The organism is Pseudomonas fluorescens (assembly GCF_001708445.1).
GTDB classification, from domain to species: Bacteria; Pseudomonadota; Gammaproteobacteria; order Pseudomonadales; family Pseudomonadaceae; genus Aquipseudomonas; species Aquipseudomonas gorinensis.
The window spans coordinates 5343952-5357918 of the sequence record NZ_CP015637.1; the positions used below are offsets into that span (position 1 = coordinate 5343952).

Consider the following 13967-nt stretch of genomic DNA (forward strand, 5'->3'; position numbering starts at 1 on the left):
GCCCCTCACACATGGGGTCTGTGGTAGAAGAGATAGCGCAAAAAAAGGCGACCCGAAGGTCGCCTCATTCAACACGGCACGGATCAGAACTCGTGATCAGCGTTATCCGGGTTCAGGTCGCTGATGCCCAGCTTGCCTGCAGCGGCTTCGATCGAGCCGGTCTGCTTGACCAGCGCGGCGATGGCGTCACGCACGATCTGGTTGCCCGCGTCGTTACCGGCAGCGATCAACTGGTCGTAATGTTCACCCTTGTTGGCATGATCAACCATGACCTGGATCTTCGCTTCGGTCGCGGCCAGGTCGGCCTTCAGGGCGCTATCGGCCGCCGGATCGACCTTGGCCACCAGCGACGACAGGCTGGCGCCCGTCATCTTGGTGCCGTCGACTCGGGTGTATTCGCCCAGGTAGACGTTGCGGATGCCCTTGGCGTCATAGAAGTGCGAGTTGTGGGTGTTGTCGCTGAAGCAGTCCTGCTCGTCTTCCGGCGAGTTGGCCTCCAGGGAAACCTTCATGCGCTCGCCAGCCAGTTCGCCCAAGGACAGGCTGCCCATGCCGAACAGCATTTTGCGCAGGCCGTCGGTGGCAGGTTCTGCCTCCAGGGTGGCGCGGTAGTTGTCTTCGACGTTGGGTTTCCAGTTGCCGACCATTTCTTCCAGGTCGCTGACCAACAGTTGGGTCACGGCGCGCAGGTAAGTGCGGCGACGCTCGTTGTGGCCGCCCGTGGCGCCGTCGCCCGTCATGTAGTCCGATGCAGGGCGGTTGCCGGCACCTGGGCCGGTGCCGTTCAGGTCTTGGCCCCACAGCAGGAATTCGATGGCGTGGTAGCCGGTGGCGACGTTGGCTTCGGAACCGCCGAGCTCATTGAGGCTGGCGAGTTTTTCCGGGGTGATGTCCTTCACGTCGACCTTGTCTTCGCCCACCTGGATCTCGGTATTGGCAATGATGTTGGCGTTGGCGCCTGGGTTACCCAGGGCGTGTTCGTAGGATTTGTCGGTGTAGTCGATCAGGCCTTCGTCCAGGGGCCAGGCGTTCACTTGGCCTTCCCAGTCGTCGATGATGGTATTGCCGAAGCGGAACACTTCGCTCTGCAGGTACGGTACGCGTGCAGCGACCCAGGCGGCACGGGCGGCTTTCAGGGTCTGGTCGTTCGGATTGGCGAGGAAGGTGTCGATCGCGGTCTGCAGGGTTTTCGCGGTGGATTCGGCGTCGCTGTAGACCGCGAATACCATGTCGGCGTAATGCGCGACCACAGCCTTGGCGGCTGCTTCGTCGACCTGGCCGGCAGGGGTGGCAGCCGCTGGAGCGGTAGTGCTGGCAGCCGGGGTCGGCGCCTGGGGCGCAGCGGCTTTGTCTTTACCTTCGCCGCAACCGGCGAGAGAAATGGCAATGGCCAGCAGACTGGCGGTGGCCAGGGGCATACGAATCATGGCGAACATCCTGCTTCGGTTGTTAATAGGGCGCGCGGGGCCGCGCAAAACTGCAACATAATGCGAAAGATTTGCATTTTGTGTAAAGGCTTAAACGAGGGAAATATTCAGTATTGTTTTATCGGCTCAAAGAATGGCTGCGTTATTGCGCTCGGACTGCTTCAAATAAGCTGCCAATTCCCGCGCTGGCAGCGGTTTGCTGTAGTGATAGCCCTGACCCTCATGGCAGCCTTCGGAGATGATATAGGCCTCTTGCTCCGCGGTTTCCACGCCCTCGGCGATCACCTGCATGCCCAGGCTTTTGCCCAACTGGATGATGGCGCGCACGATGGTTGCATCGTCATCGTCGTCCAGCAGGTCCTGAACGAAGCTCTTGTCGATCTTGATCTTGTCCAGGGGCAGGCTTTTCAGGTAGCTCAAGGATGAATAACCGGTCCCGAAGTCATCGATGGCGATCAGCGCACCGGAACGGCGCAGGCTCAGCAGGTGCTGGGCGGCGGTGCTGATGTCTTCCATCAAGCCGGTCTCGGTCACTTCCAGTTCCAGGCTGCGGGGCGGCAAGCGGTAGATCTGCATGAGGTTATTGACCACTCGCGGCAGCTCGGCGTGGTGCAACTGCACGGTGGACAAGTTGACCGCCATGCGCAGGCCGGTGAAGCCCTGGTCATGCCATTCGCGCAGTTGCCGGCAGGCCTGGTCGAGCACCCATTCGCCAATGGGGATGATGGTGCCGTTCTGTTCCGCCAGCGGGATAAACAAGTCTGGCGGTACCAGGCCATGCTCCGGGTGCTGCCAGCGGATCAATGCCTCGACGCCGACCACACGGTGGTCGCGATAGCTGATCTGTGGCTGGTACACCAGGTGGAACTGGTCGCGGCTCAGGGCGTCGCGCAGGTCTTTTTCCAGTTCGCGGCGACGGCGCATTTCGCTGTCGACGCTGGCGATATAGAACTGGTACCGGTTGCGCGAGCGGCTCTTGGCCAGGGTCATGGTTTGTTCGGCTTTTTGCAGCAGCTTTTCGGTGCTGTCGCCGTCTTCCGGGAACAACGTGATGCCAATGGTGGCGCGCAGGCGGATCAGCTCATGGTCGAGGGCGAATTCCGCTTCCAGGTCATCGAGGATGCTTTGCGCCAGTTCAGCGGCTTCGTACGGCTGGTCGATATCGGCCTGCACCAGGGCAAACTGGTCGCCGCCGAGGCGGGCAAGCGCACCGAGGCGGCCACTGTGGGCGCGCAGGCGGTCGGCCAGGGCGAGCAATAATTTGTCGCCGGCCTGGTAGGTGAACTGCTCGTTGACGCTTTTAAAGTCGTCCAGGCCCACGCACAACACGGCCACGCGGCGTTGTCGGCGGCCGGCGTCGATCAGGATCTTGTCCAGTTGCTCCTGCAGTTTCTGGCGGTTCGGCAGGCCGGTGAGAAAGTCGTATTGGGCCATGCGCAGCAGGCTGGATTCAGCTTCGTGGCGCAGGTGGGTATTGCGTTCGATGGATTCGAGCAACTGATTGGCGGTGTTGATCCACAGCCCCAGTTCGTTGCGTTCGTGGCCCTTGAGCTGAGGGATCTTGTGTTCGCTGGGCCGGTCGGGGTTGATCGACGTCAGGTGCTCGATAATCCGCGACAACGGTTTGGTCAGCAGCCAGTGGTACACCAGGTACAGCACCAGGCCCATGGCCAGGGCGCGCAGCACACCGGAAATGAATATGATCACCGAATTGACAATAAACCCCTGGCCATAGGTGGCTGTGTCGAGGGTGATGCTCAGGTCGCCGTAATATTCGCTGTAGGGGCCTTTGCCGACCAGGGCGGTGGTGAATGTGCGTTCCTGGCCGAGGATCAAGTCGGTCAGCCAGCGGCTGGGGGATTGCTGCATGGCGCGGCTTTTTTCCGCGAGCATGGTTTCGTTGGGATGGCCGATGGAGGCCATGCGCACCGCGTCGTCCTGAAACAGCCCCTCGATCACCTGCATGCCCATCTCGCGGTCCAGGCTATAGACGGCCTGGGTCGAGGGGTCGCGAAACATATCGAGGATGCGCTGGGCATCACTGGCCACGGCCTGGCGTGTCTTGTAGGCATCGAAGACGATCTGCGCGACGCTCAGCGCCACACCCACGATCAATGCCGACAGCAGCACAACCCGTAACAACTTCACCGACAAGCTGTTTTTGAGTTCCAGCTTCAAAGGGTCATTCCTTGTTCCATGCGGGTGGCCTTCAATATGCCATGAGTATTGGCAATCTGGTGAGGGCAGTCAAAGGGACATTAAGAGCAAGAGCCCAATCGACGTTTTGGCTGGATAAACGCGAGAGATGGCAGGTTATCTCATGGCTTGTCTGAAGTGGGCGAGGAGAGGGGCGGGCGCTGCAAGCCCCACTGGGAAAAAAGCGGAGGAGCTGCGCCTTTATTATTCGCAGAGTGTCTTAAAAACTAATCGGACCCTGTGGCTGTTGCTCTTCGCCGCCGATCTTCGCGCCGTCGCCGGCTGTGTCCATCGCTTTATTGGCCATGTCCATTGCGTCTTTTGCCAGATCCATCCCCGTCCCCAGAAGGCCCATTATCATTGAGGTTGCACCTGCTCCCGATATCGGATCCATCGTCATTCCTCACACTTGATTAAGAGGTTCATTCCTCCTATCGCTTGTGTGGCGAATTCTGTTGTTGGGTTCCCGTGCTTATGGCCTGTCTATCCTGCGCCCGTAAATAAAAAAGCCCGGCAATTGCCGGGCTCTTTCTACTGCAAGGGTTGCTTAGGCAGTGAAGGTCTTGCCTTCGAACTGCTCAGCCACGAACTTCCAGTTGACCAGGTTCCAGAACGCTTCCACATACTTTGGACGGGCGTTGCGGTAGTCGATGTAGTAAGCGTGTTCCCAGACGTCGCAGGTCAGCAGCGGGGTGTCGCCGCTGGTCAGCGGGTTGCCGGCGCCGATGGTGCTGGCCAGGGCCAGGGAACCGTCAGCCTTTTTCACCAGCCAGCCCCAACCGGAACCGAAGGTGCCGACGGACGTCTTGGTGAACTCTTCCTTGAACTTGTCGAACGAACCGAACGAAGCGTTGATCGCTTCAGCCAGTGCGCCGGTCGGTTGGCCACCGGCGTTTGGCGCCAGGCAGTTCCAGTAGAAGGTGTGGTTCCAGACCTGAGCGGCGTTGTTGAAGATGCCGCCCGAAGAGGATTTGACGATCTCTTCCAGGGTCTTGCCTTCGAACTCGGTGCCAGGCACCAGGTTGTTCAGGTTCACGACATAGGTGTTGTGGTGCTTGTCGTGGTGATATTCCAAGGTTTCCTTGGAGATGTGCGGCTGCAGGGCATCGTGTGCGTAGGGCAGCGGCGGCAATTCGAAAGCCATGATGATTCTCCTAATCAGGTCAGTTGCGGTGAGCGCAAGGCCGATCACGGGCGGCCAAACAAGCGCCGGGGAGTTTGTACTCTTTGCGGCGCAGGGTCCGGATCATAGCACCGGGGGTACGGCAAAACCACGCAACAACTGTGTGGGATAGAGGTTCCAGAGCGTTTTGGAATATTCGTCATGCAGCAATCAATTGATAAGCGACGCTGAACATCATCGCGGCCACCAGCAGGTCCAGCAGGCGCCATGTTGCCGGGCGTGCCAGCCAGGGTGCCAACCAAGCCGCGCCGAGCGCCAGCGTGGCGAACCACAGGAACGAAGCGCTGGCTGCGCCGGCGACGTAGGCGCCGGGTTCGGTCTGCTGCGCGCCGAGCGAGCCAATCAGCAACACCGTGTCCAGGTATACATGGGGATTGAGCAGCGTCACCGCCAGGGCACTGAGCATGACCGCGCGTAATGAACGCACCTTGAGGTTGCCGCCTTGCTCCAGGCTTTGTCTGGAAAACGCCCGGCGCAACGCCAGGGTGCCGTACCACAGCAGGAACGCCGCCCCGCCCCAGCGGGCAATTGCCAGCAACAGCGGGTTCTGCGCCAACACCGTCGCCAGGCCGAAAACCCCGGCGGCGACCAGAATCGCGTCGCACACCACACACAATGCCGCCACTGGCAGGTGATGTTCACGGCGCAGGCTCTGCGCCAATACAAATGCGTTTTGCGTGCCGATCGCCATGATCAGGCCCAGGGCCACCAACAGGCCATTCAGATAGCTTTGCCACATAGGGTTTACTCCGCGTTCGCCGCCAAATGCCGTAGTACGTCCATGGCGCGTTCGGCATCCGCATGGCCGACAAACAGGTGATCGTGGTAATACCCGGCAATCACGTTGCAACTGATGCCGGCCTTGCCCAACGCGCCGGCGAAGGCGGCGGTCAGGCCCACCGCCTCCAGGGCCGAATGCACATTCAAGGTGATCCAGGCCGCCACATAGTCGAAGGGCAGCCCGGCCAGTTCGGCTTGCTGGCGTTCCAGGATCAGCGTCAGGCCTTGCGGTTCGCGAAAGCTGCCGATCACCTCGCAACCCGCAGGGATACGGTGGTCGGGCAGGGTGCAGAACACATACTCACCCGTGTTCAACTGCGGGCTCATGCTGCGCAGCAGGGTCGCCAGGGCGGTTTCGCCAGCCATGTGAGGTTCCTTTTAAAGAGAGAAGCAATGCTGGCTATTCTCATGGGGCGAGCTGTATAAGAAAAACCAATATTGCTGATCGCTCATTAGAGAAACTGATGTTCGACTATAAATTGCTCTCCGCCCTGGCGGCGGTGGTGGAACAGGCCGGGTTCGAACGCGGCGCACAGGTGCTGGGGCTGTCGCAGTCGGCAATCTCTCAGCGCATCAAATTGCTGGAAGCGCGGGTCGGCCAGCCGGTGCTGGTGCGGGTTACGCCGCCGACACCCACCGATATCGGCCGGCGCCTGCTCAACCATGTGCAGCAGGTGCGGTTGCTGGAGCGTGACCTGCAAAGCCAGGTGCCGGCACTGGACGAAGAGGGCATGCCCGAGCGCCTGCGTATCGCCCTGAATGCCGACAGCCTCGCCACTTGGTGGGCCGAGGCCGTCAGCGAGTTTTGCGCCGAGCAGCATTTGTTGTTGGACCTGGTGGTGGAAGACCAGACCGTTGGCCTCAAACGCATGCGCGCCGGCGAAGTGGCGGCTTGCATTTGTGCCAGCGAACGCCCGGTGGCCGGTGCACGCAGCCTGTTGCTGGGGGCCATGCGCTATCGGGCGTTGGCCAGCCCGGCCTTTATTGCCCGGCATTTCCCGGCAGGCGTGCGTGCCGATGAACTGGCGCGCACGCCCGCCTTGGTGTTCGGCCCTGATGATTTCCTGCAACACCGTTACCTGGCCTCCCTTGGGGTAGAAGGCGGTTTTGAACATCATTTATGCCCATCATCCGAAGGCTTCATTCGCTTGACTGAAGCCGGGCTCGGCTGGGGCCTGGTGCCGGAGTTGCAGGTGCGCGACCAGTTGCAAAAGGGCGTGTTGCTCGAGTTATTGCCAGATAAGCCCATCGATGTACCGTTGTACTGGCATCATTGGCGCAGTGGCGGGCAACTGCTGGGCTTATTGACCGACCATCTGGCTCAGGCCTGTGGTCAATGGTTGGTGCCGTTGGAGTGATGGCAGGCGTCAAGGCAGCAGCGATGAAAAACGAAAGAACACGGGGTAATACATGAAAATTCTGGTCACCGGCGCAAGCGGCTTCATCGGCGGGCGCTTTGCGCGTTTCGCCCTGGAGCAGGGCCTGGACGTGCGGGTCAACGGGCGGCGCGCCGAAGGTGTGGAACACCTGGTACGGCGCGGCGCCGAGTTTATCCAGGGTGATTTGAATGACGCCGACCTGGTGCGCGACTTGTGCCGCGATGTCGAAGCCGTGGTGCATTGCGCCGGCGCTGTCGGGTTGTGGGGGCGTTATCAGGATTTCCATCAAGGCAATGTGCTGGTCACCGAAAACGTGGTCGAAGCCTGCCTCAAGCAACGGGTCAGGCGCCTGGTGCATCTGTCGTCGCCGTCGATCTACTTCGACGGGCGCGATCACCTCGGGCTGACCGAAGAGCAGGTGCCCAAGCGTTTCAAGCATCCCTACGCCGCCACCAAGTACCTCGCCGAGCAGAAGGTGTTCGGCGCCCAGGAGTTCGGCCTCGAAGTGCTGGCCCTGCGCCCGCGTTTTGTCACCGGCGCCGGCGACATGAGCATCTTCCCGCGCCTGCTGAGAATGCAGCGCAAGAACCGCCTGGCCATCGTCGGCGACGGCCTGAACAAGGTCGACTTCACCAGCGTGCACAACCTCAACGAAGCGCTGCTCAGCGGCTTGCTCGCCACCGGTTCGGCGCTGGGCAAGGCCTATAACATCAGCAACGGTACGCCGGTGCCGGTGTGGGATGTGGTGAACTACGTGATGCGCCAGATGGGGATGCCTCAGGTTACCCGTTACCGGTCGTATGGCTTGTCCTACAGCGTAGCGGCGTTGAACGAGGCGTTTTGTGCGATGTGGCCCGGGCGCCCCGAGCCGGCGTTGTCGCGCCTGGGCATGCAGGTGATGAACAAAAATTTCACCCTCGACATCAGCCGGGCCAGGCATTATCTGGACTACGAGCCCAAGGTCAGCCTGTGGGCGGCCCTCGACGAGTTCTGCAGTTGGTGGAAAGCCCAGGACCCTGGCTTGAAGTAAGCTCATAACCAGCAACACATCGGGAACCGAATTCCGGGTTCCGGGTCGATCAGTGCAGCGGGACTGCGGTTTATACTCCCGTCGCTCGGCGTTCCAGGTAGCTCCCTCACCGATTCAAGGTTGATTCATGCGTAACGATGCTAATGACGATTTTGACAATGTTCCAAGCCTGCGGGCCGACATCGGGGATGACGATGATTTCGTGCCGACTCCCGCCACGTCCGTGCGCTCGCGCAGTACCCCCGTGGTCAAGGTCAAGAGCGCCAGCACCGGGCCATTGTGGGCGCTGGTCGGTGCGCTGCTGATCGCCTTTGCCGGCCTGGCCTGGTGGAGCTTCCAGCAGATTTCCCTGATGGGCCAGCAATTGGTCGCCACCCAGGAAAGCTTTGCGCGCATCAGTGAAGAAGCGGCGGGGCGCCTGCAGGATATTTCCGGCAAGGTGGTGGCCAGCGAGGCCAGCGTGAACAACGGCAGCGAAGCGCTGAAACTGCAGATCAAGCAGTTGGAAACCCAGTTGCTGGAGCAGAGCAAGCAGCAAGTGGGCGTGGCCGGCCAGGCCACCGAGTTGGACAAGCGCCTGGCGCAAATGACCGCCAGCACCACCGACCTGTCGACTGCCAACGCCAAGCTGCAAGGCCAGGTGCAGGCCCTGACCGATGCCGTGGCGACCCTCAAGGCGGCGCAGGTCGATGCCGGCAAGCGTGATACCGAGATCAGGGAGCTGGCCGCCGACGTGGCGGCCTTGAAGAAGCAGGGCAACCCAAGCGCCGCCGTCGCCCGGCTGGAACAGGACGTCATGGTCCTCAAGAGCGCCCAGGACAACCAGTCAGCCAATAGCGATGCGCCGACCAACAAAGAGTTCGACGTGTTCCGCATCCAGACCACCCGCAATATCACGACCTTACAGAGCCAGGTGCAAAACCTGAATCAGCGCCTCAATGCGCCGGCGGCTGTCACGCCACTCATCCAGTAACACTCGCTCCTGAGTGTGCCTGTGGCGAGGGCTTGCGTGTGGCGAGCGGGCTTGCCCTAATGCCGTTCAGTTAAGGCTTTTTTGTAGGAGCGAGCTTGCTCGCGAAAAGCTCACAGGCGCCGCGTTCATTCAGGAAACACGCGTTATCGTTGACGTTTTTCGCGAGCAAGAACTAGGCGTCCCCCTCGCTCCTAGGTATCTACACAACTTAGGCTCAACGCTGCCCCCCCGGCAGACAGGGCTGTTGTGGCGAGCGGGCTTGCCCCGCGTTGGGCTGCGAAGCAGCCCCACTAAGATCACCGCGCTGTTTCAGATAGACCGCGGACTGAGGTTTTAGGACTGCTTCGCAGCCCAACGCGGGGCAAGCCCGCTCGCCACAGGGAGAGTTCTCAAGGTCTGAAAGTTGCGTAGATACCCATGCTCATCGCAGGCAAGCCAGCTCCCACAGTTTGAATGTATTCGCAGATCAACAATGTGGGAGCCGGGCTTGCCCGCGATAGGGCCTGTTCAGGCAACAAAAAACCCGCTGACCAAACAGGCCCAGCGGGTTTCTTGTTTTTACAGCCAGCGAATCAAAAATCCGCCAACTGCCACACCTCATACGCCGGTGTTTCATACGGATGGCTGAGCTTCAACGCCGCCACAGCAGCCACGATCGACTCATCGGCCACCACCAGCTCAACCTTCCACTCTTCAACCACTTCAACCTGGCCCACCTGCCCGATAAACGGCTGGCTGCCGTCCAACGCACGGAATTGGCCCTGGCCCAGCACTTGCCAGGCGCAGCTGTCGTAGTCGCCGATGCGCCCGCCACCGGCTGCGAAGACGGCGGTCTTCACCGTCTCCACATGGCTGTCGGGCACAAAGAAGCTGAGCTTGTACACCGCCTTAGTTCACCCACACGCGAGCGTTGCGGAACATGCGCATCCAGGCGCCGTCTTCGTTCCACTCTTCCGGGCGCCACGAGTTCTGCACCGCGCGGAATACACGCTCCGGGTGCGGCATCATGATGGTGACGCGGCCGTCGCGGCTGGTGAGGCCGGTGATCCCGCGCGGCGAGCCGTTCGGGTTGGCCGGGTAGTTTTCGGTGACCTTGCCGTGGTTGTCGACGAAACGCATGGCCACGCAACCGGACAGGTCGGCTTCCAGCAGGGCTTCTTCGCTTTCGAACTCGGCATGGCCTTCACCGTGGGCGATGGCGATCGGCATGCGCGAACCAGCCATGCCTTGCAGGAAGATCGAGTTGGACTCCTGTACCTGCACCATGGCAACACGGGCTTCGAACTGCTCGGAACGGTTACGCACAAAGTGCGGCCAGAACTCGCTGCCCGGGATCAGCTCATGCAGGTTGGACATCATCTGGCAACCGTTGCACACACCCAGCGTGAAGCTGTCGTTGCGCTCGAAGAAGCCTTGGAACGCGTCGCGGGCACGGCTGTTGAACAGAGCCGACTTGGCCCAGCCTTCACCGGCACCCAGGACGTCGCCGTAGGAGAAGCCACCGCAGGCCACCAGGCCCTTGAACTCGTTGAGGTCAACGCGACCGGCGAGGATATCGCTCATGTGCACGTCGATCGCGTTGAAGCCGGCGCGGTCGAACGCGGCCGCCATTTCGACCTGGCCGTTGACGCCCTGCTCACGCAGTACGGCGACTTGTGGACGAATGCCTTTCTTGATGTACGGCGCGGCGATGTCCTGGTTGACGTCGAAGCTGAGCTTGGTGCTCAGGCCCGGATTGTCTTCTTCCAGGATCAGGTCGAACTCCTGCTCGGCGCAGTCGGCGTTGTCGCGCAGGCGCTGGATCTGGTAGCTGGTTTCCGCCCACTGGCGTTGCAGCAGACGGCGCTGGCCTTCGAAAACGGTGTCGCCATTGAAGACAATGTCGATCTGGCCGTTGTTGATCGGCTGGCCGATCACTGCCACGCAATCGCCCAGGCCGGCGGCGCTGAACTGTGCAAGTACGTCCGGGGTCGCGTCCTGGCGCACCTGGATCACGGCGCCCAGCTCTTCGTTGAACAGGATGCCGTTGATTTCAGAAGCATCCTCGGCAACGCTGTCGAGCACCAGGTTCAAGCCGCAGTGACCGGCAAACGCCATCTCTACAACGCTGGTCAGCAGGCCACCGTCGGAACGGTCGTGGTAGGCCAGCAGGTGGCCGTCGGCGTTGAGGCCCTGGATCACGGCGAAGAAGGCCTTGAGGTCTTCGGCATCATCGACGTCCGGCGCATGCTTGCCGAGCTTGCCATGGGTTTGCGCGAGGATCGAGGCGCCCATGCGGTTCTGGCCACGGCCCAGGTCGATCAGGATCAGGTCGGTGGTGCCCTTGTCCATGCGCAGTTGCGGGGTCAGGGTCTGGCGGATGTCGGTGACCGGTGCGAAACCGGTGACGATCAGCGACAGCGGCGAAGTGACGCTCTTGTCGGTGCCGTCTTCGTTCCAACGGGTGGCCATGGACATGGAGTCCTTGCCCACCGGAATGGTGATCCCCAGTTCCGGGCACAGCTCCATGCCGACCGCCTTGACGGTGTCGTACAGGCGCGCGTCTTCACCGGGGTGGCCGGCAGCGGACATCCAGTTGGCCGACAACTTGATGTCGGACAGTTTGCCGATGCGCGACGCCGCGATGTTGGTGAGGGTTTCACCAATGGCCATGCGTCCCGACGCCGGAGCATCCAGCAGGGCCAGCGGCGTGCGCTCGCCCATGGCCATGGCTTCACCGGTGTAGACGTCGAAGCTGGTGGCGGTGACGGCAACGTCAGCCACCGGCACTTGCCATGGGCCGACCATCTGGTCACGGGCCACCAGGCCAGTGATGGTGCGGTCGCCAATGGTGATCAGGAAGCTTTTGCTCGCCACGGCCGGGTGGTGCAGCACGCGTTCGATGCTGTCGGCCAGGTCCAGCGTGCTCGGGTCGAAATCATCGCCCAGCTCGGCTTCACGTACGGCCGAACGGTGCATGCGCGGGGCCTTGCCCAGCAGCACTTCGAGCGGCATGTCCACCGGGCTGTTGCCGAAGTGGCTGTCGGTGACCGTCAGTTGCGGCTCGGCAGTGGCTTCGCCAACCACGGCAAACGGGCAGCGCTCGCGTTCGCAGATGGCCTGGAAGCGCGCAAAGTCTTCAGGGCCGACGGCCAGTACGTAGCGTTCCTGGGACTCGTTGCTCCAGATTTCGTGCGGGGCCATGCCCGGCTCGTCGTTTGGAATGTTGCGCAGTTCGAAACGGCCGCCGCGGTCGCCATCGTTGACCAGTTCCGGGAAGGCGTTGGACAAGCCACCGGCGCCGACGTCGTGGATGAAGCTGATCGGGTTCTTGTCACCCAACTGCCAGCAACGGTCGATGACTTCCTGGCAGCGACGCTCCATCTCTGGGTTTTCGCGCTGTACGGAAGCGAAGTCGAGGTCCGCCGAGCTGGTGCCGGTGGCCATGGAGGAGGCAGCACCGCCCCCCAGGCCGATCAGCATCGCCGGGCCGCCGAGGACGATCAGCTTGGAGCCGACCAGGATCTCGCCTTTCTTGACATGTTCTTCACGGATGTTGCCCATGCCGCCGGCCAACATGATCGGCTTGTGGTAGCCGCGCACTTCATCGCCACGCGGGGTGGTGATGGATTGCTCGAAGGTCCGGAAGTAGCCGGTCAGTGCCGGGCGCCCGAACTCGTTGTTGAACGCGGCGCCGCCCAGCGGGCCTTCGATCATGATGTCCAGCGCGGTAACGATGCGCTCCGGCTTGCCGTATGGCACTTCCCACGGCTGTTCGAAGCCCGGGATCTGCAGGTTGGACACGGTAAAACCGGTGAGGCCGGCCTTTGGCTTGGCGCCACGGCCGGTGGCACCTTCGTCGCGGATCTCGCCGCCGGAACCGGTGGCTGCGCCCGGGAACGGGGCAATCGCGGTCGGGTGGTTGTGAGTCTCGACTTTCATCAGGATGTGCACCGGCTCCTGCACCGCGCCGTACTGGCGGGTCTCGGGGTCCGGGAAGAAACGGCCGGCGACGCTGCCGACGATGACCGAGGCGTTGTCCTTATAAGCCGACAGAACGCCTTCGCTGTGCATCACGTAGGTGTTCTTGATCATGCCGAACAGGCTTTTTTCCTGGCTTTCGCCGTCGATGTCCCAACTGGCGTTGAAGATCTTGTGACGGCAGTGCTCGGAGTTGGCCTGGGCGAACATCATCAGTTCGATGTCGTGCGGGTTGCGCTTCAAGCCGTTGAAAGCGTTGACCAGATAGTCGATCTCGTCTTCGGCCAGGGCCAGGCCCAGTTCGGTGTTGGCCTTCTCGAGGGCGGCGCGACCGCCGCCAAGCACGTCAATCGCGGTCAGCGGCTTGGGCTCGGCGTGGCTGAACAGGCCGGCAGCCTGTTCCAGCTGGCTGACGATGATCTGGGTCATGCGGTCGTGCAGGCTGCTGGCGATAAGCTCGGCTTCGGTCTCGCTGAACTGCCCGGCGACATAGAAGGCAATCCCGCGTTCCAGGCGCTGGATGCTCGTAAGGCCGCAGTTGCGGGCGATATCACTGGCCTTGCTCGACCAGGGCGAGATGGTGCCGAACCGTGGCAGAACCAGGAACAAGCGGCCGGTCGGCTCTTGAACGGGAACGCTTGGGCCGTACTTCAGAAGGCGTGCCAGCACCTGCTGTTCGTCGGCGGTCAAGACGCCGGTAACGTCGGCGAAGTGAGCAAATTCAGCATACAGGCCTGTAACAGCTGGAACCTTCTGGCTCAGTTGCTCAAGGAGTTTGCTGTGGCGAAAGGCAGAAAGGGCAGGAGCGCCGCGCAGGATCAACATCTTCGGGACAGCCTCGGGAAGGGGGTGTGCTTTGAGGCCGTGCATTCTAGCGTAAACCGCCGCCAACGGCACCCGAAACGCTACTGGTGGCTGCTGCCGAACGTCAGTTGGCACCGATTGCACGCTATCCGCGCGCTATCCGTGGCATTCCGCGCAGTTATTTTAACCGTCACAATCACTCGCCAAGCCACGTTTCTGCGGGTTGCAGCACAGT

At 61.6% G+C, this 13967-nt stretch carries 11 protein-coding genes; 3 read left to right on the top strand and 8 right to left on the bottom strand.

Features of this window, described 5'->3' with window-relative positions; translation table 11 throughout:
- Positions 1–83: 83 nt before the first annotated feature.
- From A7317_RS23780 to A7317_RS23800, 6 genes are all read right to left on the bottom strand, one after another.
- Positions 84–1427 (bottom strand): imelysin family protein, encoded by a 1344-nt coding sequence (locus A7317_RS23780; protein ID WP_024077101.1) that lies wholly within the window; start codon positions 1425–1427, stop codon positions 84–86.
- Positions 1428–1553: 126 nt separating this feature from the next.
- Positions 1554–3605 carry a putative bifunctional diguanylate cyclase/phosphodiesterase gene (locus A7317_RS23785; protein ID WP_024077100.1) on the bottom strand — a complete coding sequence of 684 codons (2052 nt, stop codon included), beginning with the start codon at positions 3603–3605 and terminating at the stop codon, positions 1554–1556.
- A gap of 238 nt (positions 3606–3843) precedes the next feature.
- Entirely contained in the window at positions 3844–4017 is a 174-nt protein-coding gene (locus tag A7317_RS30735) for a hypothetical protein (protein ID WP_155766415.1), read from the bottom strand.
- A 153-nt stretch (positions 4018–4170) separates the two neighbouring features.
- On the bottom strand, positions 4171–4767 hold the full coding sequence (gene sodB / locus A7317_RS23790) for a superoxide dismutase [Fe] (RefSeq protein WP_024077098.1): 597 nt from the start codon (positions 4765–4767) through the stop codon (positions 4171–4173).
- A gap of 178 nt (positions 4768–4945) precedes the next feature.
- Positions 4946–5545 carry a LysE/ArgO family amino acid transporter gene (locus tag A7317_RS23795; protein WP_069076944.1) on the bottom strand — a complete coding sequence of 200 codons (600 nt, stop codon included), beginning with the start codon at positions 5543–5545 and terminating at the stop codon, positions 4946–4948.
- Positions 5546–5550: 5 nt separating this feature from the next.
- Entirely contained in the window at positions 5551–5952 is a 402-nt protein-coding gene (locus tag A7317_RS23800) for an ACT domain-containing protein (RefSeq protein WP_024077096.1), read from the bottom strand.
- Between the two features lie 98 nt (positions 5953–6050).
- On the opposite strand from A7317_RS23800, the gene A7317_RS23805 reads away from it, so the two are divergent.
- The 3 genes from A7317_RS23805 (at position 6051) to A7317_RS23815 (ending at position 8968) form a co-directional block, all read left to right on the top strand.
- Positions 6051–6944 carry a LysR family transcriptional regulator ArgP gene (locus tag A7317_RS23805; protein ID WP_024077095.1) on the top strand — a complete coding sequence of 298 codons (894 nt, stop codon included), beginning with the start codon at positions 6051–6053 and terminating at the stop codon, positions 6942–6944.
- 52 nt (positions 6945–6996) lie between these two features.
- The gene (locus tag A7317_RS23810; RefSeq protein WP_069076945.1) at positions 6997–7995 is read left to right on the top strand and encodes an NAD-dependent epimerase/dehydratase family protein; all 999 of its coding nucleotides are present in this window, start codon (positions 6997–6999) and stop codon (positions 7993–7995) included.
- A 127-nt stretch (positions 7996–8122) separates the two neighbouring features.
- Positions 8123–8968 (top strand): ATPase, encoded by an 846-nt coding sequence (locus tag A7317_RS23815; RefSeq protein WP_069076946.1) that lies wholly within the window; start codon positions 8123–8125, stop codon positions 8966–8968.
- A gap of 572 nt (positions 8969–9540) precedes the next feature.
- Here A7317_RS23815 and A7317_RS23820 read toward each other — a convergent pair.
- Together A7317_RS23820 and purL are read right to left on the bottom strand one after the other, a co-directional pair.
- Positions 9541–9852, bottom strand: a complete 312-nt coding sequence (locus A7317_RS23820; protein ID WP_024077253.1) for an NIF3 1 — start codon at positions 9850–9852, stop codon at positions 9541–9543.
- A 4-nt stretch (positions 9853–9856) separates the two neighbouring features.
- On the bottom strand, positions 9857–13753 hold the full coding sequence (gene purL / locus A7317_RS23825; RefSeq protein ID WP_024077254.1) for a phosphoribosylformylglycinamidine synthase: 3897 nt from the start codon (positions 13751–13753) through the stop codon (positions 9857–9859).
- Between the last annotated feature and the right edge of the window lie 214 nt (positions 13754–13967).

Bases quoted from the DNA above. Each gene is read 5' to 3' on its own strand.
- A7317_RS23795 (WP_069076944.1), bottom strand. From the start codon at position 5,545: ATGTGGCAAAGCTATCTGAATGGCCTGTTGGTGGCCCTGGGCCTGATC.
- sodB (WP_024077098.1), bottom strand. From the start codon at position 4,767: ATGGCTTTCGAATTGCCGCCGCTGCCCTACGCACACGATGCCCTGCAG.
- purL (WP_024077254.1), bottom strand. From the start codon at position 13,753: ATGTTGATCCTGCGCGGCGCTCCTGCCCTTTCTGCCTTTCGCCACAGC.
- A7317_RS23815 (WP_069076946.1), top strand. From the start codon at position 8,123: ATGCGTAACGATGCTAATGACGATTTTGACAATGTTCCAAGCCTGCGG.
- A7317_RS23810 (WP_069076945.1), top strand. From the start codon at position 6,997: ATGAAAATTCTGGTCACCGGCGCAAGCGGCTTCATCGGCGGGCGCTTT.
- A7317_RS30735 (WP_155766415.1), bottom strand. From the start codon at position 4,017: ATGGATCCGATATCGGGAGCAGGTGCAACCTCAATGATAATGGGCCTT.
- A7317_RS23805 (WP_024077095.1), top strand. From the start codon at position 6,051: ATGTTCGACTATAAATTGCTCTCCGCCCTGGCGGCGGTGGTGGAACAG.
- A7317_RS23780 (WP_024077101.1), bottom strand. From the start codon at position 1,427: ATGATTCGTATGCCCCTGGCCACCGCCAGTCTGCTGGCCATTGCCATT.
- A7317_RS23800 (WP_024077096.1), bottom strand. From the start codon at position 5,952: ATGGCTGGCGAAACCGCCCTGGCGACCCTGCTGCGCAGCATGAGCCCG.